This is a genomic window from Qipengyuania marincola (assembly GCF_029688625.1).
Classification (GTDB): Bacteria; Pseudomonadota; Alphaproteobacteria; order Sphingomonadales; family Sphingomonadaceae; genus Qipengyuania.
Genome location: NZ_JARULC010000001.1, coordinates 157,554 through 182,021 on the forward strand (window position 1 = coordinate 157,554; position 24,468 = coordinate 182,021).

General features: G+C 63.1%; 32 protein-coding genes. 15 read left to right on the top strand and 17 right to left on the bottom strand.

Annotated elements, in window-relative coordinates:
• Position 1 precedes the first annotated feature (1 nt).
• On the top strand, positions 2-454 hold the full coding sequence (locus P8Q88_RS00825; RefSeq protein WP_278321941.1) for a DUF3429 domain-containing protein: 453 nt from the start codon (positions 2-4) through the stop codon (positions 452-454).
• Here the strand turns inward: P8Q88_RS00825 and P8Q88_RS00830 are convergent.
• Both P8Q88_RS00830 and P8Q88_RS00835 read right to left on the bottom strand, forming a co-directional pair.
• Entirely contained in the window at positions 451-783 is a 333-nt protein-coding gene (locus P8Q88_RS00830; RefSeq protein WP_278321942.1) for an Mpo1-like protein, read from the bottom strand. The genes P8Q88_RS00825 and P8Q88_RS00830 overlap by 4 nt on opposite strands.
• Before the next feature lie 38 nt (positions 784-821).
• Positions 822-2,447 (bottom strand): S41 family peptidase, encoded by a 1,626-nt coding sequence (locus tag P8Q88_RS00835; RefSeq protein ID WP_347568997.1) that lies wholly within the window; start codon positions 2,445-2,447, stop codon positions 822-824.
• Positions 2,448-2,479: 32 nt separating this feature from the next.
• On the opposite strand from P8Q88_RS00835, the gene P8Q88_RS00840 reads away from it, so the two are divergent.
• Complete coding sequence (locus P8Q88_RS00840; RefSeq protein ID WP_278321943.1) at positions 2,480-3,064, top strand: YbhB/YbcL family Raf kinase inhibitor-like protein; 585 nt, start codon at positions 2,480-2,482, stop codon at positions 3,062-3,064.
• A gap of 25 nt (positions 3,065-3,089) precedes the next feature.
• A complete protein-coding gene (locus P8Q88_RS00845) occupies positions 3,090-3,341 on the top strand; it encodes an SWIB/MDM2 domain-containing protein (RefSeq protein ID WP_221430264.1) in 252 nt (83 codons plus the stop codon).
• A gap of 36 nt (positions 3,342-3,377) precedes the next feature.
• On the opposite strand, the gene P8Q88_RS00850 is transcribed toward P8Q88_RS00845, so the two are convergent.
• Both P8Q88_RS00850 and P8Q88_RS00855 read right to left on the bottom strand, forming a co-directional pair.
• Complete coding sequence (locus tag P8Q88_RS00850; protein ID WP_278321944.1) at positions 3,378-3,809, bottom strand: DoxX-related protein; 432 nt, start codon at positions 3,807-3,809, stop codon at positions 3,378-3,380.
• Between the two features lie 10 nt (positions 3,810-3,819).
• Positions 3,820-4,110 (bottom strand): DUF427 domain-containing protein, encoded by a 291-nt coding sequence (locus tag P8Q88_RS00855; protein ID WP_278321945.1) that lies wholly within the window; start codon positions 4,108-4,110, stop codon positions 3,820-3,822.
• A gap of 70 nt (positions 4,111-4,180) precedes the next feature.
• On the opposite strand from P8Q88_RS00855, the gene P8Q88_RS00860 reads away from it, so the two are divergent.
• Positions 4,181-5,449 carry a dipeptidase gene (locus P8Q88_RS00860; protein ID WP_278321946.1) on the top strand — a complete coding sequence of 423 codons (1,269 nt, stop codon included), beginning with the start codon at positions 4,181-4,183 and terminating at the stop codon, positions 5,447-5,449.
• A gap of 16 nt (positions 5,450-5,465) precedes the next feature.
• On the opposite strand, the gene P8Q88_RS00865 is transcribed toward P8Q88_RS00860, so the two are convergent.
• From P8Q88_RS00865 to P8Q88_RS00910, 10 genes are all read right to left on the bottom strand, one after another.
• Entirely contained in the window at positions 5,466-5,795 is a 330-nt protein-coding gene (locus tag P8Q88_RS00865) for a DUF3140 domain-containing protein (protein ID WP_278321947.1), read from the bottom strand.
• Positions 5,795-5,986 carry a DUF3008 family protein gene (locus P8Q88_RS00870; protein WP_278321948.1) on the bottom strand — a complete coding sequence of 64 codons (192 nt, stop codon included), beginning with the start codon at positions 5,984-5,986 and terminating at the stop codon, positions 5,795-5,797. Before P8Q88_RS00870 ends, P8Q88_RS00865 begins: the two co-directional genes overlap by 1 nt.
• Complete coding sequence (locus P8Q88_RS00875) at positions 5,986-6,216, bottom strand: hypervirulence associated TUDOR domain-containing protein (RefSeq protein WP_278321949.1); 231 nt, start codon at positions 6,214-6,216, stop codon at positions 5,986-5,988. The genes P8Q88_RS00870 and P8Q88_RS00875 overlap by 1 nt, the downstream gene beginning before the upstream one ends.
• A gap of 20 nt (positions 6,217-6,236) precedes the next feature.
• Positions 6,237-6,563, bottom strand: a complete 327-nt coding sequence (locus P8Q88_RS00880; RefSeq protein WP_278321950.1) for a hypothetical protein — start codon at positions 6,561-6,563, stop codon at positions 6,237-6,239.
• Between the two features lie 82 nt (positions 6,564-6,645).
• Positions 6,646-7,470 carry a 2,3,4,5-tetrahydropyridine-2,6-dicarboxylate N-succinyltransferase gene (gene dapD, locus P8Q88_RS00885; RefSeq protein ID WP_278321951.1) on the bottom strand — a complete coding sequence of 275 codons (825 nt, stop codon included), beginning with the start codon at positions 7,468-7,470 and terminating at the stop codon, positions 6,646-6,648.
• 48 nt (positions 7,471-7,518) lie between these two features.
• On the bottom strand, positions 7,519-8,598 hold the full coding sequence (locus tag P8Q88_RS00890; RefSeq protein ID WP_278321952.1) for a phosphotransferase family protein: 1,080 nt from the start codon (positions 8,596-8,598) through the stop codon (positions 7,519-7,521).
• Positions 8,598-9,683, bottom strand: coding sequence for a Zn-dependent alcohol dehydrogenase (locus P8Q88_RS00895; protein WP_278321953.1), 1,086 nt, complete (start codon positions 9,681-9,683; stop codon positions 8,598-8,600). The genes P8Q88_RS00890 and P8Q88_RS00895 overlap by 1 nt, the downstream gene beginning before the upstream one ends.
• Positions 9,683-11,035 carry an acyl-CoA dehydrogenase family protein gene (locus P8Q88_RS00900; protein ID WP_278321954.1) on the bottom strand — a complete coding sequence of 451 codons (1,353 nt, stop codon included), beginning with the start codon at positions 11,033-11,035 and terminating at the stop codon, positions 9,683-9,685. Before P8Q88_RS00900 ends, P8Q88_RS00895 begins: the two co-directional genes overlap by 1 nt.
• A gap of 81 nt (positions 11,036-11,116) precedes the next feature.
• Positions 11,117-12,586 carry an MFS transporter gene (locus tag P8Q88_RS00905; protein WP_278321955.1) on the bottom strand — a complete coding sequence of 490 codons (1,470 nt, stop codon included), beginning with the start codon at positions 12,584-12,586 and terminating at the stop codon, positions 11,117-11,119.
• Positions 12,586-13,446 carry an SDR family NAD(P)-dependent oxidoreductase gene (locus P8Q88_RS00910; RefSeq protein WP_278322746.1) on the bottom strand — a complete coding sequence of 287 codons (861 nt, stop codon included), beginning with the start codon at positions 13,444-13,446 and terminating at the stop codon, positions 12,586-12,588. The genes P8Q88_RS00905 and P8Q88_RS00910 overlap by 1 nt, the downstream gene beginning before the upstream one ends.
• Before the next feature lie 179 nt (positions 13,447-13,625).
• On the opposite strand from P8Q88_RS00910, the gene P8Q88_RS00915 reads away from it, so the two are divergent.
• The 5 genes from P8Q88_RS00915 to P8Q88_RS00935 all read left to right on the top strand — a co-directional run bounded on the left by P8Q88_RS00915 (position 13,626) and on the right by P8Q88_RS00935 (position 19,154).
• Positions 13,626-14,813, top strand: coding sequence for an acyl-CoA dehydrogenase family protein (locus P8Q88_RS00915; RefSeq protein ID WP_278321956.1), 1,188 nt, complete (start codon positions 13,626-13,628; stop codon positions 14,811-14,813).
• 4 nt (positions 14,814-14,817) lie between these two features.
• Positions 14,818-15,957 carry an acyl-CoA dehydrogenase family protein gene (locus P8Q88_RS00920; protein WP_278321957.1) on the top strand — a complete coding sequence of 380 codons (1,140 nt, stop codon included), beginning with the start codon at positions 14,818-14,820 and terminating at the stop codon, positions 15,955-15,957.
• A 16-nt stretch (positions 15,958-15,973) separates the two neighbouring features.
• The gene (locus P8Q88_RS00925; protein ID WP_278321958.1) at positions 15,974-16,780 is read left to right on the top strand and encodes an SDR family NAD(P)-dependent oxidoreductase; all 807 of its coding nucleotides are present in this window, start codon (positions 15,974-15,976) and stop codon (positions 16,778-16,780) included.
• Positions 16,781-16,919: 139 nt separating this feature from the next.
• Positions 16,920-18,263 carry a methyl-accepting chemotaxis protein gene (locus P8Q88_RS00930; protein WP_278321959.1) on the top strand — a complete coding sequence of 448 codons (1,344 nt, stop codon included), beginning with the start codon at positions 16,920-16,922 and terminating at the stop codon, positions 18,261-18,263.
• A 60-nt stretch (positions 18,264-18,323) separates the two neighbouring features.
• On the top strand, positions 18,324-19,154 hold the full coding sequence (locus P8Q88_RS00935; protein WP_278321960.1) for a metal-dependent hydrolase: 831 nt from the start codon (positions 18,324-18,326) through the stop codon (positions 19,152-19,154).
• Between the two features lie 27 nt (positions 19,155-19,181).
• On the opposite strand, the gene gmk is transcribed toward P8Q88_RS00935, so the two are convergent.
• The 3 genes from gmk to P8Q88_RS00950 are packed head-to-tail and all read right to left on the bottom strand — an operon-like array spanning position 19,182 to position 20,879.
• The gene (gene gmk, locus P8Q88_RS00940) at positions 19,182-19,844 is read right to left on the bottom strand and encodes a guanylate kinase (RefSeq protein WP_278321961.1); all 663 of its coding nucleotides are present in this window, start codon (positions 19,842-19,844) and stop codon (positions 19,182-19,184) included.
• Between the two features lie 53 nt (positions 19,845-19,897).
• Positions 19,898-20,338 (bottom strand): hypothetical protein, encoded by a 441-nt coding sequence (locus P8Q88_RS00945; protein ID WP_278321962.1) that lies wholly within the window; start codon positions 20,336-20,338, stop codon positions 19,898-19,900.
• Between the two features lie 37 nt (positions 20,339-20,375).
• Positions 20,376-20,879 carry an SspB family protein gene (locus P8Q88_RS00950; protein ID WP_278321963.1) on the bottom strand — a complete coding sequence of 168 codons (504 nt, stop codon included), beginning with the start codon at positions 20,877-20,879 and terminating at the stop codon, positions 20,376-20,378.
• 114 nt (positions 20,880-20,993) lie between these two features.
• Here P8Q88_RS00950 and hisB point away from each other — a divergent pair, with 114 nt between their 5' ends.
• From hisB to P8Q88_RS00980, 6 genes are read left to right on the top strand one after another with little or no spacing between them, the layout of a single operon-like run.
• Positions 20,994-21,587: an imidazoleglycerol-phosphate dehydratase HisB gene (gene hisB, locus P8Q88_RS00955; RefSeq protein WP_278321964.1), complete on the top strand. Its 594-nt coding sequence runs from the start codon at positions 20,994-20,996 to the stop codon at positions 21,585-21,587.
• Positions 21,580-22,206 carry an imidazole glycerol phosphate synthase subunit HisH gene (gene hisH / locus P8Q88_RS00960; protein ID WP_278321965.1) on the top strand — a complete coding sequence of 209 codons (627 nt, stop codon included), beginning with the start codon at positions 21,580-21,582 and terminating at the stop codon, positions 22,204-22,206. Before hisB ends, hisH begins: the two co-directional genes overlap by 8 nt.
• Positions 22,203-22,931, top strand: coding sequence for a 1-(5-phosphoribosyl)-5-[(5-phosphoribosylamino)methylideneamino]imidazole-4-carboxamide isomerase (hisA, locus tag P8Q88_RS00965; RefSeq protein WP_278321966.1), 729 nt, complete (start codon positions 22,203-22,205; stop codon positions 22,929-22,931). Before hisH ends, hisA begins: the two co-directional genes overlap by 4 nt.
• The gene (hisF, locus tag P8Q88_RS00970) at positions 22,928-23,701 is read left to right on the top strand and encodes an imidazole glycerol phosphate synthase subunit HisF (protein ID WP_278321967.1); all 774 of its coding nucleotides are present in this window, start codon (positions 22,928-22,930) and stop codon (positions 23,699-23,701) included. The genes hisA and hisF overlap by 4 nt, the downstream gene beginning before the upstream one ends.
• A gap of 19 nt (positions 23,702-23,720) precedes the next feature.
• Positions 23,721-24,035 (top strand): phosphoribosyl-ATP diphosphatase, encoded by a 315-nt coding sequence (locus P8Q88_RS00975; protein ID WP_278321968.1) that lies wholly within the window; start codon positions 23,721-23,723, stop codon positions 24,033-24,035.
• Positions 24,036-24,416, top strand: a complete 381-nt coding sequence (locus tag P8Q88_RS00980; RefSeq protein WP_278321969.1) for a histidine triad nucleotide-binding protein — start codon at positions 24,036-24,038, stop codon at positions 24,414-24,416.
• Positions 24,417-24,468 lie beyond the last annotated feature (52 nt).

Below are 24,468 nucleotides of genomic sequence, written 5' to 3' on the forward strand. Positions count from 1 at the left end.
GATGCGCGATGTTCCCTCGCTTCCACGCCTCCTCGGCCTTGCCGGCCTCTTACCGCAACTCGCTTGTGTCATAGCGCTTTATGCCGGGCCCGACGAGTGGCGTTATACGGCGCAGGCGATCGCGTTCGGCTATGCCGCGCTGATCTTCAGCTTCCTCGGCGGGATGTGGTGGGGGATTGCGGCCATGGCTCCGGCAGCCGAGAACCGCAAGACGCTCGGCTGGGTATGGGTTGCGGCAGTCGCACCCAGCCTGATCGCTCTGTTCGCCTACCTGCCGTGGGTATTCGGCCAGACTTGGCCTGAACCATCCCTCATCATGCTGGGGGCGGGCATTCTGATGAGCCTTGCGGTCGATGCCAAGCTGCGCGCGCTTGCACCGAATTGGTGGATGAGCTTGCGCGTGCCCCTGTCGCTGGGACTTGGTCTAGCGACTGTGGCCGCGGCCCTCGCTTAGCGCGCGACTCCGGCCTCATCGAGATGGGGACCGAGCCGGCCCGTTAGCCACAACCACCACATGCGAAAATCGGCGCCGAGGCTCCACAGCGGGTAGGTGAACGTTGCCGGCCGGTTCCGCTCATGCGCGAAATGCGCGATCCAGGCGAAAAAATAGCCGGCAACGGGCATCGCGGCCGCCAGCCACCACGTGCCGCTCGCAACGGCGGCGACCGCCAGCAAAACGACCAGGGTGGTGCCGATATAGTGCAAGGCGCGTGTGCCGGGCCGCGAATGCTCGCGCAGGTAAAACGGCCAGAATTCTTCGAAGGTGGAATAGCGTTCGCTCACCCGGCGCTCCTGCAAAGGGATTGTCTCACGCTGCCCTATCAGAAAATCCCGGGAATCCGCAGCTGCGCGGCCGTGGGGGCATCGGGCATCAACAGCTCGCGCTGTGGTAGGGCCTGTGCCGTCACACCTTTTTGCGCAGCGCCGATCGCGGTGCAGCTGCGTCCCGCAAGATAATCGAGCGCGGTCGCAATCGAGGCCTCGCGCGGATCGCCGAGCGGAACCAGGAAATCATCCGCTGCGGCGCAGGTGCGCGGCATGACCGAGGCAAGGCCGCTGTAATAGTCGCCCTGGTCGGCGACATTGACCGAACGGAACGCGACGACTCGGAGGCGATCGTCGCAGGCCGAACGATCGAGAGCGATCTGGCCCACAGGCTTGCCAAAGGTGTTGCTGCCGATCAGCGCGATATTGTCGCCGAGATAAGGAATGAAGGCATTGGGTACGAGCTCGCTGGCCGAGGCCGTGCCGTCAGTGCCGATGACCGCGATCTTCATCGCAGCAATGGCTTGGGTTTCCTGCTGAAAATTGTAGGTGCTGTTCTCGGCACTTTTGGAATCGCGGAAGATCGTCGATGAGAATTCGCTGCCGACCTTGTCTGCCGCCATCAGGTCGCCCAGCAGTTCCGCCACCGAAACCAGCCCGCCGCCATTATAGCGGAAGTCGAGGATGACTTCGTCGATACCCTGCTGCCTGAATACCGCGAAGGCATCGCGCAGCTGACGCGATGCGTCGCTGACGATGAAAGTGCGCAGGTTGATATAGCCGACCTTCGTGCCACCGTTATCGAGAATGACAGAACCGTAGCGGTCAGACAGCGGATCGAGCGAGAATTCTTCCTTGACCACGGTGACCGTCGTCTCGCTGCCATCAGGCTGGCGAATGCCAAGGTCACGCGACACGCCCGGATCGCTCGGGCCAAAAGCCGCGCTCACGGCACCGGCGGGGTTTGCTGGATTTCCGGCCATGATTCCGGCGACGCTCTGCCCATCGATGCTGATGATTTCCGTCCCGCGATCGATGTTCTGCCCGAACGCAGGCGCGTTTTCGAAGGCTTCTACCACAAACACGCGGCGGGCATCCGTATCGTAGACGAGCCGGATGCCGAACCCTGCATTGGAGCCGTTCTGAATGAGGTCCGTCTCTTCCTGAATCGAGGTGATATAGGTGAAGAAACGGTCGCGGTCCTGCGCACGCGCGGGCGCTACCAGGGCGTTGATATAGGACTGCACGCTGGAATGAGCAGACTTTGCCACCGAGGTGTCGACGAGATTGGGGAACAGGTACCATTCGTTGATCTGGCTGAGGACCCAGTCCTGCCGCGCGTCGAGCGAGCAGATATCCTGGCCGCCGCCGCTCGTGGGCGGGTTGCCGCCACCGCCGCCACTGCTGCCTCCACCGCCGCATGCGGCGAGTGAGACTGCAAGAACGGTGCTGAGAATGGCGCGACCCATAGTCATTCGAGAACTCCGACGTTGGCTGGAAAGGTTGTGCGATCCGGTTTGTCCGGCATGCGCGATTAACGACGCGTTATCAAGCGACCATCGAAATTTGCCTTTTCTCCTTGTGATTTTGCGTTCGTGCGTGGGGAAAACGGTGCAAATTCCGTGCCCGCGGATGGTCTTCCGTCCCGCCGTGTGTCTTAGTTGGCCCTTGGTGGGGCGCACTAGGCGCCCGAAGGCATTGATCAGGAGCAGGCATGTCGGGTGACGAAGCGGTTTGGGTCCAGCAGGCTATCGGTGGAGGCGAAATCAAGCACCCGCCCACTCTGGCCAGCGTGACAGACGAGCGTGCGCTCGGCCGATCCGGCTTTACCCTTGCCAGCGATGCGTTCCGCCATGGCGGCGAACTGGATCCGTGTTTTACCGCGATCGAGGAAGATGCAGTTGCGCCGCCGCTGGAATGGACCGCGCCGCCGCCCGGGGCGCAGGAACTGGTGCTGGTGGCGGAAGACGTCGATACCGGCCACGTTCACTGGACCGTCTGGGGGCTGCCGCCGCAGAAGGGCAAATTGCTCGAAGGCGAAGTGCCGCCGCGGACCGGCAAGAATTCGCACGGCAACTCCGAGTGGCTTCAACCCGATCCGCCGCTTGGCGAAGAACATCGCTACGTTTTCCAGCTCTTCGCGCTGGACTTGCCGCTCACGCTGATGCCGGGTGCGACACATGAAGAACTCGTCCGCAACATTGCCGGACACGTAACCGCCGCTGCGGTCCTGACTGCCCGGTTCGAAGGCCATGAGGTCGAAGAACTGGATATGGAGGATCTGGGCGACGATGACTGAAGCATAGCCAAGGAAAGGATACATCATGGCTGGCAAGAACAATGCACTGCAAAAGCCGGTGAACCTGTCGCCGCAGCTCGAGAACGTGGTCGGCAAAGGCCCGATGACTCGAGCTCAGGTGACCTCGAAGGTGTGGGATCACATCAAGGCGAACAACCTTCAGGATTCGAAGGACAAGCGGATGATCAACCCGGACGACAAGCTGGGAGCCGTTATCGGCAAGGAACAGATTTCCATGTTCAAGATGACCGGTGCAGTCTCCAAGCACATGAGCTGAGCCGGACATTCGACAGGAAACTCGCGGGCGGGGCGGCTACGGCTTCTCCGCCCGCTTGTTTTTGGCGAACGGCCAGCGCGCAAGGCCTGCGGACCACAAGGTCGCCCAGATCAGCAGGGGCTGCGCCGCAAGCCGCAGAATATGATAGGCGAGGCCGAGACCGCCATCGGCGCGTTCGAGGTCCAGAAACAGGTGCTGGAAATTCGCGGGCCACACCGCCAGCGCGTAGAGCGCGAGCATCATCGCACCGACTGCACGAGCCTTTTGTTTCCACGCTAGCAACAGCGCGGCACCCAGCAATTCGGCGATCCCGGTCCAGAAGACCACCGCGCCCTTGGAAATCGGAACCCAGTCGGGCGTGATCGCGACGAACGGCGCGGGATTGGCGAGATGCTGCCACCCCGCAAGGAGATAAAACGCGCCTATCGCATAGCGCGTAAGGGCACGCCGATCCCATCTCTGAATCATCGCTGTCGCGTCATTCCTCGGTCACCTCCACCCCGTTCCAGAACGCGATGCGGCCCTTGATCTGTGACGCTTTTTCCTTCGGTTCGGGGTAATACCAGGCCGCGTCCTTGTTGATAGCGCCGCCGGCATTGACCGAGTGATAGTGCGCCGTGCCTTTCCATGGGCAGTGCGTCGTCTTGTCGCTGGGCGCCAGGACGCCGCGGGCGACGTCATTCGGCGGGAAGTAGTGATTGCCCTCGACGATGACCGTGTCGTCGCTGCGTGCCAGTGTCTCGCCGTTCCACTTAGCCACTACCGTCATAAAACGAACCTTTCCATGTCGCCTGCCTTTGCTAGGACAGTCCATAGATCGACAAGGGGTTCCATCGACCATGCGCATAACCGCAATCGCCGCCGCACTGCTCTGCACAACCACTCCGCTCGCCGCTCAGGACAGTGCCGAGCGCACCGCGGCTGCGGCGCTCGAGGCTGCGCCCGTATGGGACGGCCACAACGATGTGCCGATCCAGCTGCGCGGCCGCTTCGACAACCGTATCAACGATTTTGATTTTGCCGACACGCTCGACACGGCGGACGACGATCGCGATGCGATGCATACCGATCTGACTCGCCTGCGGATCGGCAAGGTCGGGGCGCAATGGTGGTCCGTCTATGTGAGCGCCGGCTTGGAAGAAGCGGAGGCGGTTCAGGCGACTGTCGAACAGATCGACGTGACGAAGCGCCTGATCGCCCGCTATCCCGATGCGCTTTCGCTGGCGCTGACCGCGGACGACGTCGAAAGAGCGATGGCTGAAGGCCGCATCGCTTCGCTGTTGGGCATGGAGGGTGGCCACTCGATCGGCTCGAGCCTGGCGGTGCTGCGGCAGATGTACGATCTCGGCGCGCGCTACATGACCCTGACCCACGGGAAGACGTTGAGCTGGGCAGACAGTGCCACCGACGCGCCCAGGCATGGCGGCCTCAACGCCTTCGGCATGGACGTCGTGCGAGAGATGAACCGCATCGGCATGCTGGTTGACCTCAGCCATGTCAGCGAAGCGGCGATGCACGACGCGCTCGATGTTGCCGGCGCGCCGGTGATCTTCAGCCACTCCGGAGTAAGAGCCATCAATGGCCACCTGCGCAATGTGCCCGACAGCGTCCTTGCGCGTTTGCCGCAGAATGGCGGTATCGTGATGGTCGTGGCCTTGCCCTGGTTTCTTACCGAAGACCTGCGCCAGCATTCTGCGAGCCGTGCCGCGGAACAGGCGCGGCTCGAAGCGCTTTATCCCGGGCTTCCCGACGAAGTCGAGGCACAGTTGGCGGTGTGGGACGCAGACAATCGCGCACCGGTATCGACGATCAGCGACATGGCCGACCATATCGACCATGTTCGCGATGTGGCAGGGATCGATAGCATCGGCATCGGCGGGGATTACGACGGCATGCCCAACGGACCGGTCGGGATGGAGGACGTCACGGGATATCCGGCGCTCTTCACCGAGCTTGCCCGCCGGGGCTACTCGCAGGAAGATCTCGAAAAGATTTCCTCGGGCAACATGATGCGGGTCATGCGCACTGCTGAGGCCTATGCAGCGCAGCAGGCGGGCGCTTCGCCGATCGAATACGCTGTGGGAGCCCCGCGCGACGGGGAGGATTGAGCCTCCACCAGACCTTTCATTTACAGGGGTCGTGACCCCAGTTCATCAGGCTGTAGCGCCAGTCGCTATCTTCGATGTCGCCGGAGGGCTTTTGCGCCTTGTGCCGGTGGACGTAGCCCACGACTTTTTTCATGTGATCCCACTGGTCATTGGTGAGATCATCCTTGTTGGTGCGCTTGATCTCCACGATCCGGCGGCCCGATTTGTGGCCTGTGCTCTCGCCGCTCTCGCTATCGCCGACTGACTTCGATTCCTCGGTCTCTAGCCATTCCTCGAGTTCCTTCGGCTGCATGTTAACGCAGTCGTAGAACTCGTCGTAGGTTTCGTCCTTCTCGCTATCGTCCATCAGTCGTCATCAGCCGTTTCCGGAAGGTCGGAGCGATCGGTCGATGCCATTTCCTCGAGCTCCTGCTCGGTCATGGAATCATACATTTCCTTCGACGCGCCCTGCAGGTCGGACACTTTCGCTTCGCCCCGCTTGGCCGCCAGCGCTGCCCCGGCGGCCTGCTGCTGGGCCTTGCTCTTGGCCTCGGGCATCAGGTGTCCTGCGCCTCGATTTCCGAACCGCGCTTCAGGACCTCGTCACCATCGTCCTGCTTGATGAGATAGGCCGGATTGTCCTCGTCACCATCCTTGGTGACTTCGCTGCCCTGCAGCGTCCGGGTGACCTCGCGTTCGAAGCGTTCCTTGATCTGGCCCTTGGCGGTGCCGTTGCCCCAGTCCCATTTGACGTGTTGGCCGGTCTGGAAGCTGTTGGAATTGCTCATCGTAAGGTCACCTCGGCGGATTAGTTTTCAATAACTTCGAGCCCGTCCTCGTTAACAACCTGCTCGTCCTCGGTAAGTTCCGTTTCGCCGCCCAGCTGCTCGGAAGGCCCGGTGCCCACGATGCTGTCGGTGCCGTCACCTCCATCCTCGATGGAGGAAATCTCGCCGCTGACCGTGGCCTCTTCCTCAACGTCGCCCTGCATCAGGGCAGGTATGATCCAGGTTATGGAAAGGAGAACGATCGCCAGCAGCAACCCTCCGGCGAGGACCCAGCGTACGACGCCTTCCTTGCTTCCGCCGCTCGCCTCTTCCTCGTCGAGGTGAACGTGTCCATCATGCTTTTCCATTTCAGAATTCCTCCCGGTCGTCTTGACCCTTGGCAGCGATACGCGCCTTTGCGGCGAATGTTCCCTGTTACAGGCTTGCAGATCAGTCGCGCAACAAGTCGTTGATGCCCGTTTTCTCGCGGGTTTGCGCATCGACCGTCTTCACGATGACGGCACAGGCAAGACCGGGGCCGCCATCCTTGCCGGGCAGAGAGCCGGGAACCACGACCGAATAGGGCGGGATGTGGCCGCGGATGACTTCGCCGGTGTCACGGTAGACGATCTTGGTGGACTGGGTGATGAAGACACCCATGGCGACCACGCTACCTTCGCCGACGATCACGCCCTCCACGATTTCGCTGCGGGCCCCGATGAAACAATTGTCGCCGATGATGGTCGGATTGGCCTGCATGGGTTCCAGCACCCCACCTATGCCGGCGCCGGCCGAGATGTGGCAGTTTTCGCCGATTTGCGCACAGCTGCCGATGCTGGCCCAGGTGTCCACCATCGTGCCCTTGCCGACATAGGCGCCGATGTTGACGAAGCTGGGCATCAGAACGCAGCCTGGGGCGATATAGGCGCCTTCACGGGCGATCGCCCCGGGGACGACGCGAAAGCCCGCTTCGCGAAAGCGCGCATCATCCCATCCGGCGAACTTGCTGGGCACCTTGTCGTATGCGGGATGGCCGGCACTGCCGCCTTCCATCACGCGGTTGTCATTGAGGCGAAAGCTCAGGAGAACCGCCTTCTTGAGCCATTGGTTGACCTGCCAGCCACCCTTGCCGTCTGGCTGTGCGACGCGGCCTTCGCCGCTATCGAGCATCTTCAGCGCTTTCTCGACAGCCTCGCGCACATCCGCACTTTGCGGCGTCACGTTTGCGCGGTCGTCCCACGCGGCTTCGATCGTTGCTTCGAGGTCGGCGCTCATCCTGGTCTCCGTTTGCGTGTCGGAGCGCTCGTTAGCACCGTCCCCGCGCTAGTCCATCCCCGCCGCCTGCGCGAATTGATACGCACGCTCCACCAGTGGGGCGACGCGGTCGGACATCGACTTGGCATGGGCGGAGGACGCCGTACCATCGATCACGCGCTTCTTGATACCCTGCATGATCCCCGCGAGCCGGAAGAGGTTATAGGCGAAGTACCAGTCCATCGGCGGGACCGGATAGCCCGTCCTGGCGACGTAGCGCTCAACCGCCTCGTCCTGCGTCGGAATGCCGAGCCCTTCCAGGTCGAGGCCCAGCAGCCCGGCACGCCCGTCGGCCGGATTGTGCCAGTTCAGCATCAGATAGCTAAAGTCCGCGATGGGATCGCCCAGCGTCGACAGCTCCCAGTCGAGTACTGCAAGCACCTCATTGCGGTCATGCTCGAAGATCATGTTGTCGAGCCGGTAGTCGCCATGGACCACGCTGCTCTCGTGCTGTGGCGGGATCGTCTGCGGCAACCATTCGATCAGCCGCTCCATCTGCGGCATATGCTCGGTTTCGGAAAGCTTGTATTGCTTGGACCAGCGGCTGATCTGGCGCGCGCAATAGTCGGTCGGCTTGCCGTAATCCGCAAGTCCGATCTTGTCCGGATCGCGCAAATGCAGCTCCGCCATGGTGTCGATCATCGAATTGTAGATTTCCCGGCGGTCCTTCGGATCGATGCCCGGCAGGGCGCCGTTCCACAGCGAGCGCCCGTCTGCGAGGCCCATGACGAAGAATTTGGAGCCGATGACATCCGGGTCCTCGCACAGGCCATAGGTCTTCGGGACCGGAAAGCCGGTCGGCCCCAGCGCGTGCATGGCCTTGTATTCGCGGTCCACCGCATGCGCGCTGGGCAACAGTTTGCCGAAGGGCTGGCGGCGCAGTACATAGGAGCGGCCCGGGGTATCGATCCGATAGGTCGGATTGGACTGCCCGCCCTTGAACTTCGAGTAACTGATTGGGCCCTCGAAGCCCTCGACATGGGCATCGAACCAGGCGGTCAACGTATCGAGGTCGAGCGCGTCCTTGTCCGTCACCTCGACCGTGCCGACCATTTCCTTGTCGAAATCGATATTGCCCTCGGTTGCCATCAGTCGAACACCACCACGCTGCGGGCGGAATGGCCGCCCTTCAGTTTCTCGAACCCCTCGTTGATTTTCTCGAGCGGGATACGCTCCGCGATGATCGTGTCGAGGTCGAGCAGACCGCGCATGTAGAAATCCACGAGGCGCGGCAGGTCGACGGGGAAATGATTCATTCCCATGATCGCGCCCTGCAGCTTCTTGCCGCTGAGGAGATCCATGGCGCCGAGACCGACCTTGCAGTCGAGCGGCATCATGCCGAGGATCGTCGCGGTGCCACCGCGGCGCAGGATCTTGACCGCGAGATCGGCCGAGGCCTGTCGCCCGACGGCCTCGATCGCGTGGTGCACCCCGCCGCCGGTGATCTTCATCACCTGTTCGACCGCATCATCCGCCATGGCGTCGACGGCGTGGGTCGCGCCGAGCGTCTGCGCGAGTTCGCGCTTCTCGGGCAAGGGATCGATCGCGATGACCTTGCCGGCGCCGGTGATCTTCGCGGCATTGATCGCCGCAAGGCCCACACCGCCGCAGCCAACCACCGCGACCGCTTCGCCCGGAACGACCGAGCAGGCGTTGAAGATCGCGCCGGCCCCCGTCGTCACCGCGCAGCCGATCACCGCCGCCCGGTCGAGCGGCATATCCTTGTCGATCGCTACGCAGGCATGCTCGTGAATCAGCATCTGCTCGCAAAAGGCCGACAGGTTCAGCATCTGGTTGACCGTCTCGCCTCCGCTGCGCGTGATGCGCGGCGCCTGCGTCTGGTCGCGGCGGGTGTCGGCGCCCATGCACAGCGCCATGCGGCCGGTCACGCAGAATTCGCAGTGCCCGCAAAAGGCGGAAAGGCACGAAACCACGTGGTCTCCGGGCTTCACCGTTTTCACCTCGCTGCCGACCGCGCGGACCACGCCTGCCGCTTCATGCCCGGGAATGGCCGGAAGCGGATGGGGGTAGCTCCCTTCGATGAAATGCAGGTCCGAGTGGCATAGCCCGCAGGCCTTCGTATCGATCAGGACCTCGTGCGGACCGGGATCGGCGAGTTCGACCTCGCCGATCGTCAGCCCGCCGACCTCTTCCAGTATTGCTGCCTTGGCCATCAGCGGGTGGCTCCCACGTCGCCGCTCGACATGCCTGCGCTGGCAGCCGCGCTGCCGGCGCTGGCCGACTGCGCATTGCTGGCGCGAAGGGCGTTTGCGCTTGGGCCTTCATTGGGCAGGTGCTTGGCGAATTCCATCCGCGCGATGGAGCGGGCGTGGACCTCGTCCGGTCCATCCGCCAGACGCAGCGTGCGCTGGTGGGCGTAGGCGCTGGCAAGACCGTAATCCTCGGACACGCCACCGCCGCCATGGGCCTGGATGGCATCGTCGATGATCCGCAGCGCCATGTTCGGCGCCTGCACCTTGATCATGGCGATTTCCTGCTTGGCCGCCTTGTTGCCCACCTTGTCCATCATGTCCGCTGCCTTGAGGCAGAGCAGGCGAGTCATGTCGATATCGATCCGGGCACGCGCCACGCGCTCTTCCCAGACCGAATGCTTGTAGATCGGCTTGCCGAAGGCCTCGCGCTCCTGCAGGCGCTTGCACATCTTCTCCAGCGCTTCCTCGGCGACGCCGATGGTCCGCATGCAGTGATGGATGCGGCCCGGGCCGAGCCGGCCCTGCGCGATCTCGAAGCCGCGGCCTTCGCCCAGCAGCATGTTGGTGACCGGAACGCGCACGTCCTTCAGCTCGACTTCCATGTGGCCGTGCGGTGCGTCGTCATAGCCGAACACCGGCAGATGGCGCAGGATATTCACGCCGTCCGTTTCGATCGGCATCAGGACCATCGATTGCTGGGCGTGGCGACCGGCGGAAAAGTCGGTCTTGCCCATGACGATCGCGACCTTGCAGCGCGGATCGCCGAGGCCGGAAGACCACCATTTGCGACCGTTGATGACGTAATGATCGCCATCACGTTCGATCCGGGTTTCGATATTGGTCGCGTCCGAAGAGGCGGTATAGGGCTCGGTCATCAGGAAGGCGGAGCGGATCTCGCCATTCATCAGCGGTGTCAGCCACTCGTCCTTCTGCTCGCGCGTGCCATAGCGGTGGAACACTTCCATGTTGCCGGTGTCGGGGGCGGAGCAGTTGAAGACTTCCGACGCAAAGCCGACGCGACCCATTTCCTCGGCGCACAGCGCGTATTCGAGGTTGGTCAGGCCCGGGCCTTCGAACTCGTAGCTTTCTTCGACATGATGGTGCCCCTCGTTGCGCGGCGGCATGAACAGGTTCCAGATGCCCTGGTCCTTGGCCTTGGCTTTCAGGTCCTCGACCACCTGGATGACTTTCCAGCGGTCGCCCTGCGCGTCTTGCTCCTTGTAGGTGGGAATGGCCGGGCGAATGTGGTCCTCGATGAAGTTCTTCACCCGGTCGCGCCAGTAGACTTGTCGTTCAGTGGGTTCAAAATCCATCGTGTTTTCCTCTTCTCTCTCAATTCGGTTGCGCCATGAAACTGGCAGATGCTGGATGCCAAGCCAACCCTCGAAGGGCGGTCAGGGCGTTATTGTATGCGCGTCGGGATCGGCGCGCACGGCGTCGTCGATTGCCTTGGGGAAATCGGGGCTCTTCGCCCGCCGCGCGGCTACACGCGCCTCGTGCTGCTCGCGCGTGATGGGAAACCGGTTAAGCCAGAAGGCCGCGATCAAAGCCAGCGCAGTTGCAGCGGCGACGAACAGCAATACCAGCTGCTCGATGGTCTCTCCTGCGACTTCCGACTGCGGTGTGCCGGGGGCAAGGTCGATCGACTGGACGATGAGGCTGGTCAGCAGGATACCGCCGCCGGTCGCGCATTTCTGCACCAGCCAGTTGCCGGAATAGAAAGTGCCTTCCGCGCGCTTGCCGGTCCGTTCCTCGAAGGCTTCCACGATTTCGGCGACCATCGAAGTGGCGGAAATGATCGATACGACGCTCGCCGTGTTGGCGCAGATGAGGAAGGCGTAGAGCAGTGCGGTCGATACGGTGGTGCCGGTGGTCGGCCAGGCACCGGCGAGTAGCAGGACATAGGGCGTGCAATAGAAGACCAGCCCGATGATGGCGGCGACGGCGGCGGACTTCGGCTTGCCCCATGCGCGGTGCAAGGGGCCGACGATCACGAACATCAATACGACCGAAAAGAACAGCACGACCGGATAAAGCTGGAAGGCAAGGTCGGAAAATTGCCAGACATAGAGGTTCACATATTGCGTGATCGAGAACGTCATTCCTTGAAGGACATAGGCGGCCAGACCGCCCAGCGCGAAAATGACGAAGGCTTTTTCCCGGAACGCGTCGAAGATTTCGGCGAAGGCACCACGCAGCGAGAAGGGCGGCGGGCGATGAGGCGGCAGGTGGGCCACGATCTTGTGCTGCGCGGCTGCCGACCCGACGACGGCGAGTGCCATCAGGCCAGCACCGAACAGTCCGAATTGCGCATAACCTTCCGGCTGCAATTGCGCCTCGGGCGTGGGCAGGAAAATCGTAAAGGCCAGCACCATCATCAGCAAACCGCCGAGCCAGCCGGACAGGAAGCGATAACGGAAGAGCGTGGTCCGCTCGTCATAATCGTCGGTAATCTCCGGCACTAGGCTCACCGAAGGCACTTCGCAGGCCGACAACAACAGGCGCACACCTACCGCCAGCGCGACGATGTCCCAGAAGCCCGGTTCGCCAGCGAAGGGCGGCGACCAGAGGACGGTCCATAGCAGGGCAAGCGGCCATGGCGCGATGTAGAGCCACGGAAGCCTGCGACCCCAGCGCGTATAGGTCCGGTCGGACAAGTGACCGATCAGCGGGTCGACAAGAGCATCGACAACCAGAGCGGTAGCGAGCGCCGCGCCCACCACGCTCGCATCGACACCCAGCACGAGATTGTAGAAGGGCAGCAGGAAGAAGCTGAAACCGGAATCCTTCACGCCGAACGCCACTGCGCCGGAGCCGTGGACCAGCTTGAGCTTTTGCGGAAGGGGACCGTTGACGAAGGACATCAGCTGGTGCCGGACCCCGCTTTCGCCTGTTCCTCCATGGCTTCGAGCGCTGCGAAAAGACCGGGTTCTTCCGGGTCCCAGCTGTGCCGCGGGCCGAGCGTGATCCCGCCATCGACCAGCAAGGAAGCACCGGTCATGAAGCTGGCTTCCTCGCTGGCGAGGAAAGTGACGGCATTGGCGATGTCGCGTGGCTGGCCGCCCCGGGCAACCGGCTGGGCATTCGAGGACATCTGCGCGATGGCGGCATTGGCCATCGCTTTCATCTCGCCGGTAATCTCGAGGCTGGAGGTGAAGATATTGGTATTGATGAAGCCCGGCTGGATCGCATTCACCCTGATCCCGAATTGCGCAAGATCGGTCGCAGCGCATTTGGTCAGGTGGAGCACGCCGGCCTTGGCCACGGCATAGGCAGTCGGCGAGTAGCCCGGGCCGACTGCCGCAACACTGGACACGTTCACGATGTTCGCGCCCTTCCTGCCCTTCATATGCGGCACGGCATAGCGGATACCCATTGCGACCGAGCGTAGCAGCAGGTCCATCGTGCGGTCCCACTCCTCGGGCGCGATCTCGTCGATCCCCGGCCGTGCTCCGCCCGCGCCGGCATTGTTGAACACCACGTCTATCCCGCCAGTCTCGCGTGCCGCGCGATCCATCAGTTCCTTGATTTCCGCCGGGTCGCAGACATCGCAGTGCGCAAAACACACATTGCCTTCCGTATTGTCAGCGAGCGCCTGACCGCCTTCGGCATCGATATCGCTGGCGAAAACGGTTGCGCCTTCGCTGGCGAACAGGCGGGTCGTTTCCGCCCCGATACCCGATGCCGCGCCGGTGATCACGACCGTCTTGCCCGAGAATCGCATCCCTACTCTCTCCCCGAATTTCTCCGCTGCCAGCTTAGGCGCGCTGCCCATCGCGTCAACGCATTCCGGCGGACGCTACGGAATGGCAGGTCGTCGCGCATGGTCTTGCACGGAGGTGCCGAATCCTCCTAACGTAAGCGTCAACATACCGATGTTTTAGAACAGAGAGGATTCCGGTCATGCCAGACAGCGATCTCGACACCTTCCGCGCCGAAACGCGCAAATGGCTCGAAGCCAATTGCCCACCCGAAATGCGCGAGCCCGTTCGCGACGAAGACGACGTCTATTGGGGCGGTCGCAATGCGAGCTTCAAGAACGAGGCGCAGAAAGCCTGGTTCGAGGCGGCGCGCGACAAGGGCTACACGGTGCCCGCATGGCCGAAGGAGTATGGCGGCGCCGGTCTCTCCCCGGCCGAGGCCAAGGTGCTGCGCGAGGAAATGGCCGCGATCGGCGCCCGCCCACCACTGTCGAGCTTCGGCATCTGGATGCTCGGCCCGGCTCTGCTGCACTTCGGCACAGAGGGCCAGAAGCAGCGCTTCCTCAACGAAATCGCGCGTGGCGAAATTCGCTGGTGTCAGGGCTATAGCGAGCCGGGCAGCGGCTCGGACCTCGTGTCCTTGCAGACCTATGGCGAGGACAAGGGCGATCACTGGGTGGTCAATGGCCAGAAGGTCTGGACCTCCTATGCCGACCAGGCCGACTGGATTTTCTGCCTCGTCCGCACCGACAAGGAGAACAAGTACAAGGGCATCACTTTCATGCTCTTCGACATGGCGAGCGAGGGGTGCTCGACCAAGCCGATCAAGCTGATCAGCGGTAGCAGCCCGTTCTGCGAAACTTTCTTCGACGATGTGCAGGTACCGAAGAGCTATGGCGAGGATGTCCCGGCCTACGTCGGCGAGATCAGTCGCGGCTGGGACGTTGCGAAATACCTGCTTGGCCACGAGCGGGAAATGATCTCGGGCGCCGATGGCGGCGACCGGACCAGCGCGATCGGCGCGGCCATGAAGCGCCAGGCAGGCGAGCTCGACCCGGTACTGCGTGCCGAGCTGGCGCAGTTCGATATCGACGCGCTGGCCTATGCCGCGATGGGCGAGAAGTTTCTCGATGAGATCAAGGTCGGCAAGGCGCATCCCGCACAGCCGAACATGATGAAATATGTCGGGACCGAGCTGAACAAGCGCCGCCACGAACTGATGATGGCCGCTGGCGGCAGCCGTGCACTGGAATGGGAGAGCGAGGAAACCAGCGGCGGCAAGCCTGCGCGCAACTGGCTTCGCACCAAGGCCAACAGCATCGAGGGCGGCACGTCCGAAGTCATGCTGAACGTCATTTCCAAGCGTATCCTCGAACTCCCGGGAGCCTGAGCCGATGCCTCTTTATCACGACGACGACCAGCAAATGCTGGCCGAGAGCGCTGCGGCATTCATGGCCGAGGAAGGCTCGATCAAGAACCAGCTGCGCCACTGGCGCGACCGCGATTGCAAGGACGGCTTCGGCCACGGCCTGTGGCGCCAGTTTGCGGAAATGGGCTTCACCGGCATGCTGGTGGATGAGGACGACGGCGGGCTTGGCATGGGCAATGTCGAGGCGGGCATCGTGCTCGAGGAAATCGGGCGCAATCTTACGCCGTCGCCCTTCCTCTCCTCCTCGGTACTCGCTGCTACGGCGCTCAAGCATGGCGGCGACGATGTGAAAGGCCGCTGGCTTCCCGGGCTGATTGCCGGCGAGAAGGTCTATTCCGTAGCAATCGACGAGGGCGCCAAGCACCGTCCCGAGCGGATCGCCTGCAAGGCCGAGAAGTCGGGCAATGGTTTCCGCCTGTCGGGAAAAAAGGATTTCGTGGTCTATGGCGCGTCGAGCGAGATGATCGTCGTCGCCGCGCGCACCTCGGGTAGCGATACCGACACCGATGGCGTGACCCTGTTCGCCGTACCGCAGGATGCCATGGGCATGAGCCACGACAGCGTGCGGCTGGTCGACAGTTCCATGGCCAGCCACATCACTTTCGACGGCGTCGAGCTGGATGGCGACGCAGTGATCGGCGAGGTCGACGGCGGCCGCGAGGTGCTGAACGCCATGCTGATGGCCGGCCGCGTCGGCTCGGCCGCGGAAGGTGTCGGCGTTGCGCGCGGGGCGATGGACATCACCGTCGACTACCTCAAGCAGCGCAAGCAGTTCGGCAAGATGATCGGCGAATTCCAGGCGCTGCAGCACCGCGCCGCGCATCTCTATTCCGAAGTCGAGATCGCCCGCGCGGTCACTATCAAGGCTGCGCAGCTGCTCGATGGCGGTAGCGAGAAGGCCGACATGATGGCCAGCGTCGCGAAGGCCAAGGTTGCCAAGGCGGCAGGCCTTGCGGTGAAGGAAGGCGTGCAGATGCATGGTGGCGTCGGCATGACCGACGAGTACGACATCGGCCTCTACATGAAACGCGATCGCGCGCTGCAGGAATTCCTCGGCGACCAGTACTATCACGCGAACCGCGTTGCTGAAATGAGCGGCTATTGAGCCGGGGAGAGAGACTATGAATTTGCAGGATCTGTTCGGCCTCGAAGGCCGCGTTGCCCTCGTCACCGGCGGCAGCCGCGGTATCGGCAAGATGATCGTCGAGGGCCTGCTCGCCGCCGGGGCGGAGCGCGTCTATATCGTTGCGCGCAAGAAGGAGCAGGTGGACGAAACCAGCGCCGAGCTAGGCGACAAGGTCATCGGCCTCGTCGGGGATCTGTCGCAGATGGACGGCATCCAGCAGCTCGCGGACGACATCGCGAGCCGCGAAGACAAGCTCGACATTCTCGTCAACAATGCCGGCGCCGCCTGGGGCGAACCCTTCGAGGAATTCAGCGAGGCGGGCTGGCACCGCACGATGGATTTGAACGTCAAGACGCCTTTCTTCCTGACGCAAAAGCTGATGCCGCTGCTCAAGAATGCCGGCACGAAAGACCGCCCTGCCAAGGTCCTGATGATCGCCAGCATCGACGGGATGAAGACCAATCCCTGGCCGACCTATCCCTATCAGGCGTCGAAGGCCGGCCTCATCCATCTGACCCGGCGCATGGCGGCCGAGCTGATCAATCACAACATCGTGGTGAACGGCATCGGTCCCGGCGCTTTCCCGAGCGCGATGAACCGCGCGGCGCGTGATAATGCGGACATGGTCGAAAAGGGTATCCCCAGCCGTCGCGTCGGCGTGACCGAGGATATGGCCGGCGGAGCGATCTACCTGCTCAGCCGCGCGGGCGATTATGTCGTCGGCACGACCCTCGCGATCGATGGCGGGGTGGTGAACGCCAATGTCGGGGCAGGCAATTTCGTCGATCCTTCGGGCGACTAGGTCTGGCAGCACTGTACCGGTCAGCCAGTAGCTGGCCGCCATCGCCTTGCGCGCTTTCCGATCGAAAGCTTGCGGGGAACACGTTTTAAGGCGCGTTAACCCTTTTCCCGCTAAAGGTCTGCGGGAATTGGGGGTGTCGATGTACCACGGACCGATAGGAACTTCGCGCAGCGACGCGGCCGGCAGCGATGCCGGACGCTCGCCAAGGGGCATGGGCGGCAGGTTACTGTCAGCGCTCGAGGCGTGGTTCATGGCGCACTCGCTGATGAACAAGACCAAGATCGCCGTCTGGTTCGGAGTCGGTGGCCTAGTGACGATCGCTGCAGTCGGCCTGTTCGGAATTTCGCGCCCGGCCTATGGCGAATTCGCCAGCATCGCCATTGTCGCCATCGGCATTGTTTCGACCCTGCTATGCCTCGCTGCAGTTCGCTTCCTCATGCAGCGCATCATCGTGCCGTTCGACGCCATCTCGCAGGAGATGCTCCGTCTGGCGGCTGGCGAACGCACAATCGCCAATACGGAACTCCACCGAAGGGACGAAATCGGCATTATGGCGCGTGCGCTCGAGGCATATCTCGCCGCGGCGCTCAAGAACGACGAACTGCAGGCGCGCCAGCAGGCTGCACACGATCTGCGCAAGAGCGAACTGCTGGAACTGGCCGACCGCTTCGAGCGCAACGTGGCTGATGTTACCCGCACGGTGGTCGCCGCCGCGCAAGAGGTTCAGGACACCGCAAACTCCCTCGCCGAAGCGGCCAAGCACTCCCGTTCGCAAAGCTCGGCCGTTGCCGCCAGCAGCAGGCAGGCCTCCGAAGGCACCACGGCCGCTGCGGCGGCGACCGACCAGTTTTCCGCCTCCATCACCGAGATCAGCAAGCAGGCATCGCAATCAGCGGAACTGGCTGCGACCGCGTCGCGCAGCGCTTCGGCGACCGACCGCACGATCGGCGCGCTCTCTGCTTCTGCCGAGCAGATCGGGCAGATCGTGGAGGTGATCCAGTCGATTGCGCAGCGCACCAACTTGCTGGCACTCAATGCCTCCATCGAGGCGGCCCGTGGCGGCGAGGCTGGCCGCGGATTCTCGGTAGTCGCGTCCGAAGTGAAGGAACTGGCTCGGCAGACGACCAACTCGACCGAGGATGTCGCGCGGCTTATCGGCGAGATGCAGGCGTCGGCTCACGAAAGCGTAGTTGCTCTCGGCGATATCGAAAGCCAGGTGCAACGGCTGGAACAATCCGCAACGCTGATTGCAACGGCGGTAGACGAGCAATCGATTGCCAGTCGCGAGCTGGCGCGCAATATCGACAGCAGCGCACGCGGGACCGAACACGTCGTCGAACACCTTGCCGACATGCAGCAGGCAAGCGTCGCGACCGACGATGCCGCGGCAATCATGGTGGGTTCTGCCGAAAAGCTGGAGGCGCAGGCCGACGCGCTGCGCGGCGAAGTCGAGCGCTTCCTGGCGGATGTGCGAGCGGGCTGACGGGTTTGCCGCCCGCCGGAACCAAACACTTCCTTTACCTGCTACGGACTAGATCGCCCCATGGCCCATCATGAACCACATGTGCAGGCACCCATCACGGTGCGCAATTTGAAGCTTGGCGCGCAATCGCTGGGCGACAGCCGCTGGTATGTGAACCGCGACCCGGTGGCGACGGCGTTCTATAACGCGCTCACGATTGTCTTCCCGCCGGGCGAGCGCTTCTTTATCGAGAGCGTACGACCCTTCATGGCCTCGGCGCCCGGGCCGCTAAAGTCCGAAATTCGCGACTTCGTCCGCCAGGAGGCGCTGCACACGCGCGAGCATGAAGCTTTCAATGCCCAGGTGGAAAACAGCGGCTACGAGGCGTCGCGCGTCTCTGCGCGCGCGCGCGCTGCACTGGGCCAGTACGACGATGCGCCAGCGATCGAGCGCCTCGCCATCACCGCCTCGCTCGAGCATTTCACCGCCATTTTCGCCCATGAAATCCTGACCGAGGACCATCATCTGCGCGAGACACCGCATGACTGCGTGCGCCTCTGGCGCTGGCATGCGCTCGAGGAAATCGAGCATAAGGCGGTTGCATTCGACACGCTCGAATGGGCGATGCGCGATTGGTCTGCGCCGCGTCGCTGGTGGTTCCGCACCATCGCCATGCTCAATGCGACATGGATGTTCGCGACGACGACGTCCGCGAACATGGACGATTTGCTGGCGCAGGACGGACTGTCGGGCTTCGCGATGCAGCGGCGCAAGCTCGGCTATTTGTTTGGAAGGAAAGGCGTCGCACGCGCGATGGCGAAGGGCTGGTTCGGCTGGTTCTCACCGCGCTTCCATCCCTGGCAGCACGACAATAGCGCCCTGGTGGCCCGCACGGCGGCCGAGTTCGCCTGACCGCCATCCTTGGGCACGTCGCGACAATCAGGTCATCAGTTCGCGCACGAAGGGAATGAGGCCGGTCTGCCGCTGGCGTTTCATGCGTTCGGCATGCAGGATTTCGCGCACCTTGGCGAAGCACGCATCGACATCCTCGTTTATGACCACGTAGTCATATGCGTCCCAATGGCTGATCTCGGCCCGGGCCCGTTCCATCCGGGCATCGATCACGTCCTTGTCGTCCTGCGCGCGTGCCTCGAGACGGCGGCGAAGTTCGGCGATGCTCGGGGGCAGGATGAACACGCGCACCACGTCCTGCTGGTCCTTCTGGAACAGCTGCTGCGTGCCCTGCCAGTCGATGTCGAACAGGAAGTCCTGTCCTTCCTTCAGCGCGTTGCGGATGCGCCCCTTGGGCGTGCCGTAGCGATGGCCGAAGACGTGGGCCCATTCGTAGAAGTCGTCCTCTTCGACCATGCGATCGAAATCAGCATCGTCGACGAAATAATAGTGCACCCCGTCGATCTCGCCGGGGCGTGCGGGGCGGGTGGTGACGCTGACCGACAGCTTGATCTGGTCGTCTGCGGCCAGCAGCATGCGGCTGATCGTCGTCTTCCCGGCGCCGCTGGGGGAAGACAGGATGAACATGAGGCCGCGCCGATGAAGATCGGGGCGCTCTTGCGTATTCGTCGGACTATTGGAATCGATCATGCCCGCCTTTGCAGCAAGGCGGGCATGCAAATCAAGGCCACGGCCGTCGCGCTTTAAAGTGCGCTGTCCGGATCGGCCTGCTTGCGCAGGATCTTTTCGCCAGTCGCGCGCGACTTGCGGCGGGATCGGCCGCGGTCGAACAGCACTTTGAGCGCTAGGCCGGTGCCGACCGCAAGCGCGCCGGGCACAGATTTGGTCGCCACCTTCGTGACGCCATAGGCGGTGAGGGCATGGAGCATGGACCGGTTCTCGACCGCTTCCTTGGCGAACCCCTTGCCATACTGGCGGCCCAGCAGCGCTTTCTCCACGGTCATGCGCGAGAGGCGGCCCACGCTGCGCAGCAGGATGTCGTGAATGATCAGATTGGTGGCGGGATCGGGACTGGGCCCAGGCACGGGATCGCGAGACAAGGGTTGCTTGTCGGTAGCTGTTTCCAGCGCGTCTGCGGCAACATCCGTCAGATGGTTCGGTTTTTTCTTGCTGCTGAGTCCCATGCCTGTCCCATTCCGGGCGCAACTGGGTCTGCCGCGCCTATTTCTTTCGGCCGAAATCGACCGTGACGACATTCGAGCCGTCATCCGCTCCCTTAACGTCTGCGCTTTCAGCCAGTTCCGACCCGTCGTTTTCCGGATGCTCGGTCGGGGCGGGCGCCATGTCGGCGACGGTCGCCTGGAATTGCAGGCCGAAATCGACCGCCGGGTCGACGAATTGCGTGATCGCGGCAAAGGGTATGTCGAGCTCTGCCGGGACCTGGTTGAAGGACAGGCCGACAGAAAATCCGTCATCGCGGACGTTAAGATCCCAGAATTTGTTCTGGAGCACGATAGTCATCTCGTCCGGAAAGCGTTCGCGCAGGCTGGCCGGTATGCTCACTCCCGGCGCGTGGGTCTTGAACGTGATGTAGAAATGATGCGCGCCCGGCAGTTCGCTTCCGGTCTGTTCAATTTCGCCCAGCACCCGGCCGACTACGGCGCGCAGGGCTTCCTGCACGATGGAATCATAGGGGATCAGGCTGTCGGGCGTCTCTTCGCTCATGCAGCACAAGGTGCGACCGCGCGCGGCTCGGGTCAAGCGGTTTAAGCGGGGCTTTACTACGTCATAAGGTGCAATTTCTTGCCTATCGTCCCGCGCCCCTCTAGCGCGAGCGCCATGCGAACAGGCCGTATCGAGCGCAACACTGCGGAAACGAAAATTCTTGTCGAGGTGAAGCTCGACGGGACAGGTACCTACGATGTCGCCACGGGCATCGGTTTCCTCGACCACATGGTCGAGCAATTCGCGAAGCATTCGCTGATCGACGTGACGATGAAGGTCGATGGCGATCTGCATGTCGACCAGCATCACACGACCGAAGACAGTGCTCTCGCGCTGGGGCAGGCCTTGGCGCAAGCTCTTGGCGACAAGGGTGGAATCGCGCGGTACGGCAGTGCCTATTCGCCGATGGACGAAACGCTGGCCCGCGTCGCGCTGGACATCTCGGGGCGCCCCTATCTCGTATGGCGGGCAGGGTTCAGCCAGGAAAAGCTGGGCGAATGGGACACCGAGCTGATCGAGCACTGGTTCCATTCGGTCGCCCAGACCTGCGGCCTGACGTTGCATGTCGAACTGATCTACGGCATCAACAACCACCATATCTGCGAGGCGATCTACAAGGGTTTCGCCCGCGCGATGCGCGCCGCAGTGGAGGTCGACCCGCGCAAGGGCGGCGCGATCCCGAGCACAAAGGGACAATTGGGTGGCTGAGGTTATAGCCCTCGTCGATTATGGCGCGGGCAATCTGCATTCGGTCGAAAACGCGCTCAGGAAGGTCGGGGCCAAGGTGAAGGTCACCGACGATCCCGATGTCATTCGCGCAGCGGACCGGATCGTCCTGCCCGGTGTCGGCTCGTTCAAGGCCTGCGCCGCGGGCTTGCGCGGCGTCGAAGGCGCGATCGAGGCGATGCACGAGCGGGTGTTCGTGGGCGGCGCACCATTCCTGGGTATTTGCGTCGGCATGCAATTGCTCGCAACGCGCGGGCTGGAGCATGGCACGACGCCGGGGCTCGACTGGATTGCGGGCGAGGTGCGCCTGATCACGCCGACCGACGAGAGCGTGAAAGTCCCGCACATGGGCTGGAACGACGTCGCGCTGACGCCGCATGCGAAATTTCACGAGGTCGTGGACGAGGGCGAGGCCTATTTCCTCCATTCCTTCCATTTCCATGCCGAGAGCGGAAAAGACGTCCTCGCCATGACCGACCATGGCGGCGGGCTGGTCGCGGCGGTAGGACGCGACAACATCCTCGGCGTGCAGTTCCACCCGGAAAAAAGCCAGCACTATGGCTTGGCAACGCTGACTCGTTTCCTGGAGTGGAAGCCGTGATCGTATTCCCTGCTATCGATTTGAAGGGCGGCCAGGTGGTGCGCCTGGCCGAAGGCGATATGGATCGCGCCACTGTCTATGGCGACGATCCCGCTGCGCAGACCAAACTGTTTGCCGAGTCTGGCGCCGAGTATCTGCATGTGGTCGACCTTGACGGCTCTTTTGCCGGGTCGGCGCAGAATCGCGAAGCGGTGGAGAGAATCGTCGCGACCTTCCCCGGCATTGTCCAGCTGGGCGGGGGCATCCGCAAGCGCGCGGATGTCGAGGGCTGGTTCGAAGCGGGCGTGTCGCGGATCGTGATGGGCTCCGCGGCACTTAAGGACCCCGAATTCGTCAAGGGAATGGCGCGCGAGCATCCCGGTGCGATCGTCGTTGCCGTGGATGCAAAGGACGGCATGGTCGCGACCGAGGGATGGGCGGAAGTCTCCGACGTCCCCGTGGTCGACCTCGCCCGCCGGTTCGAGGATGCCGGCGTCGCCGCGCTGCTCTTCACCGACATCGGGCGCGACGGGCTGCTCAAGGGGGTGAACATCGACGCGACGGTGGAGCTTGCGCGACAGGTCGCTATTCCCGTCATCGCCAGTGGCGGTGTCGCGGGGATCGAAGATATTGCGGCCCTCAAGCCACATGCCGAGAATGGCATCGAGGGCGTGATCACCGGACGGGCCCTCTACGATGGTCGGCTCGATCTTGCCGAGGCATTGGCACTGGCGAAGCCCTCGTGACCGTCCGGATCCGCGTCATCCCCTGTCTCGACGTCGCCGATGGGCGCGTGGTGAAGGGCGTGAATTTCGTTGACCTCAAGGACGCTGGCGATCCGGTCGAGCAGGCCCAGGCCTACGATCGCGCCGGGGCCGACGAGCTGTGCTTCCTCGACATTTCCGCCAGCCACGAAGGGCGGGGGACGCTGCTCGACATGGTGCGGCGGACAGCGGCGGTGTGCTTCATGCCGCTGACCGTCGGCGGCGGCGTGCGCAGCGTCGAGGATGCGCGGGCGCTTTTGCTCGCAGGGGCGGACAAGGTGGCGATCAACTCGGCCGCCGTCTCGCGGCCCGAGCTGGTGCGCGAGATTGCCGAGAAGTTCGGCAGCCAGTGCGTCGTCGCCAGTGTCGATGCACGAGCGCGGACCGAAGGCGAGGGCTTTCGCGGCTGGGAGATCTACACCCACGGGGGCCGCAAGCCGACCGGGATCGACGCCATCGAACATGCCGAGCGACTGGCCGAACTCGGCGCGGGCGAATTGCTCGTCACCTCGATGGACGGCGACGGCACAAAGGCGGGTTACGATCTAGAACTCACGCGCGCGATTGCCGACAGCGTCTCCGTGCCGGTCATCGCCAGCGGCGGCGTCGGTACGCTGGACCATCTGGTCGAGGGCGTGACCAAGGGCCATGCCAGTGCGGTGCTCGCTGCCTCTATCTTCCACTTTGGCGAGCATACCGTGGCCGAGGCGCATGCCGCCTTGCGTGCCGCAGGCTTGCCCGCGCGCGGTTGAACGCACACAAGGTTTTTTCATGGAAACGCTGATCCGCCTCGAGACAATCATTGCGCAGCGCCGCGATGCCGACCCCGCGACCAGCTATGTCGCACAGCTCAACCATCGCGGCCTGCCCGTCATGGCGCGCAAGCTCGGCGAGGAAGCAGTCGAAGCCTGCGTTGCAGCTCTCTCCGGCTCGCGGGAAGAACTGGTGGGCGAGGCGGCGGATGTGCTGTTCCACCTGCTGGTGCTGCTCGGCGCGAAGGATATCGAATTGCGCGATGTGCTGGCGGAACTCGACCGGCGCGAGGGGGTGAGCGGGATCGACGAGAAAAATTCGAGGAGCGAATAGATGCCGATCGACCCGACAAAACCCTATGACGACGACAACATCTTCGCGAAAATCCTGCGCGGGGAGATCCCCTCGACCAAGGTCTACGAGGACGAGTGGGCCTTCGCCTTCGAGGATATCAACCCGCAGGCCGAGGTGCACACGCTGGTCGTGCCCAAGGGTCGCTACGTCAGCTGGGACGATTTCAGCGCGCAGGCGTCGGCCGAGGAGATCGCCGGTTTCGTGCGCGCCGTCGGCAAGGTCGCGCGTGACAAGGGCTTGGTCGAACCCGGCTATCGCATGATGGCCAATGTGGGCGCGCATGGCGGGCAGGAAGTGCCGCATCTGCATGTCCATATCTTCGGCGGGCAGCCGCTCGGTCCGATGATCGCGCGGCGTTGATCGCGCTCACGAGTCGCTTCGTCGTTTCGCATTGCGCCCGGACTCGATGCTA

Excerpts from the sequence above, each read along its gene's own strand:
- P8Q88_RS00825 (WP_278321941.1), top strand. The coding sequence starts at position 2 with ATGCGCGATGTTCCCTCGCTTCCACGCCTCCTCGGCCTTGCCGGCCTC.
- P8Q88_RS00840 (WP_278321943.1), top strand. The coding sequence starts at position 2,480 with ATGTCGGGTGACGAAGCGGTTTGGGTCCAGCAGGCTATCGGTGGAGGC.
- P8Q88_RS00845 (WP_221430264.1), top strand. The coding sequence starts at position 3,090 with ATGGCTGGCAAGAACAATGCACTGCAAAAGCCGGTGAACCTGTCGCCG.
- P8Q88_RS00850 (WP_278321944.1), bottom strand. The coding sequence starts at position 3,809 with ATGATTCAGAGATGGGATCGGCGTGCCCTTACGCGCTATGCGATAGGC.
- P8Q88_RS00855 (WP_278321945.1), bottom strand. The coding sequence starts at position 4,110 with ATGACGGTAGTGGCTAAGTGGAACGGCGAGACACTGGCACGCAGCGAC.
- P8Q88_RS00860 (WP_278321946.1), top strand. The coding sequence starts at position 4,181 with ATGCGCATAACCGCAATCGCCGCCGCACTGCTCTGCACAACCACTCCG.
- P8Q88_RS00865 (WP_278321947.1), bottom strand. The coding sequence starts at position 5,795 with ATGGACGATAGCGAGAAGGACGAAACCTACGACGAGTTCTACGACTGC.
- P8Q88_RS00870 (WP_278321948.1), bottom strand. The coding sequence starts at position 5,986 with ATGCCCGAGGCCAAGAGCAAGGCCCAGCAGCAGGCCGCCGGGGCAGCG.
- P8Q88_RS00875 (WP_278321949.1), bottom strand. The coding sequence starts at position 6,216 with ATGAGCAATTCCAACAGCTTCCAGACCGGCCAACACGTCAAATGGGAC.
- P8Q88_RS00880 (WP_278321950.1), bottom strand. The coding sequence starts at position 6,563 with ATGGAAAAGCATGATGGACACGTTCACCTCGACGAGGAAGAGGCGAGC.
- dapD (WP_278321951.1), bottom strand. The coding sequence starts at position 7,470 with ATGAGCGCCGACCTCGAAGCAACGATCGAAGCCGCGTGGGACGACCGC.
- P8Q88_RS00890 (WP_278321952.1), bottom strand. The coding sequence starts at position 8,598 with ATGGCAACCGAGGGCAATATCGATTTCGACAAGGAAATGGTCGGCACG.
- P8Q88_RS00895 (WP_278321953.1), bottom strand. The coding sequence starts at position 9,683 with ATGGCCAAGGCAGCAATACTGGAAGAGGTCGGCGGGCTGACGATCGGC.
- P8Q88_RS00900 (WP_278321954.1), bottom strand. The coding sequence starts at position 11,035 with ATGGATTTTGAACCCACTGAACGACAAGTCTACTGGCGCGACCGGGTG.
- P8Q88_RS00905 (WP_278321955.1), bottom strand. The coding sequence starts at position 12,586 with ATGTCCTTCGTCAACGGTCCCCTTCCGCAAAAGCTCAAGCTGGTCCAC.
- P8Q88_RS00910 (WP_278322746.1), bottom strand. The coding sequence starts at position 13,446 with ATGCGATTCTCGGGCAAGACGGTCGTGATCACCGGCGCGGCATCGGGT.
- P8Q88_RS00915 (WP_278321956.1), top strand. The coding sequence starts at position 13,626 with ATGCCAGACAGCGATCTCGACACCTTCCGCGCCGAAACGCGCAAATGG.
- P8Q88_RS00920 (WP_278321957.1), top strand. The coding sequence starts at position 14,818 with ATGCCTCTTTATCACGACGACGACCAGCAAATGCTGGCCGAGAGCGCT.
- P8Q88_RS00925 (WP_278321958.1), top strand. The coding sequence starts at position 15,974 with ATGAATTTGCAGGATCTGTTCGGCCTCGAAGGCCGCGTTGCCCTCGTC.
- P8Q88_RS00930 (WP_278321959.1), top strand. The coding sequence starts at position 16,920 with ATGTACCACGGACCGATAGGAACTTCGCGCAGCGACGCGGCCGGCAGC.
- P8Q88_RS00935 (WP_278321960.1), top strand. The coding sequence starts at position 18,324 with ATGGCCCATCATGAACCACATGTGCAGGCACCCATCACGGTGCGCAAT.
- gmk (WP_278321961.1), bottom strand. The coding sequence starts at position 19,844 with ATGATCGATTCCAATAGTCCGACGAATACGCAAGAGCGCCCCGATCTT.
- P8Q88_RS00945 (WP_278321962.1), bottom strand. The coding sequence starts at position 20,338 with ATGGGACTCAGCAGCAAGAAAAAACCGAACCATCTGACGGATGTTGCC.
- P8Q88_RS00950 (WP_278321963.1), bottom strand. The coding sequence starts at position 20,879 with ATGAGCGAAGAGACGCCCGACAGCCTGATCCCCTATGATTCCATCGTG.
- hisB (WP_278321964.1), top strand. The coding sequence starts at position 20,994 with ATGCGAACAGGCCGTATCGAGCGCAACACTGCGGAAACGAAAATTCTT.
- P8Q88_RS00975 (WP_278321968.1), top strand. The coding sequence starts at position 23,721 with ATGGAAACGCTGATCCGCCTCGAGACAATCATTGCGCAGCGCCGCGAT.
- P8Q88_RS00980 (WP_278321969.1), top strand. The coding sequence starts at position 24,036 with ATGCCGATCGACCCGACAAAACCCTATGACGACGACAACATCTTCGCG.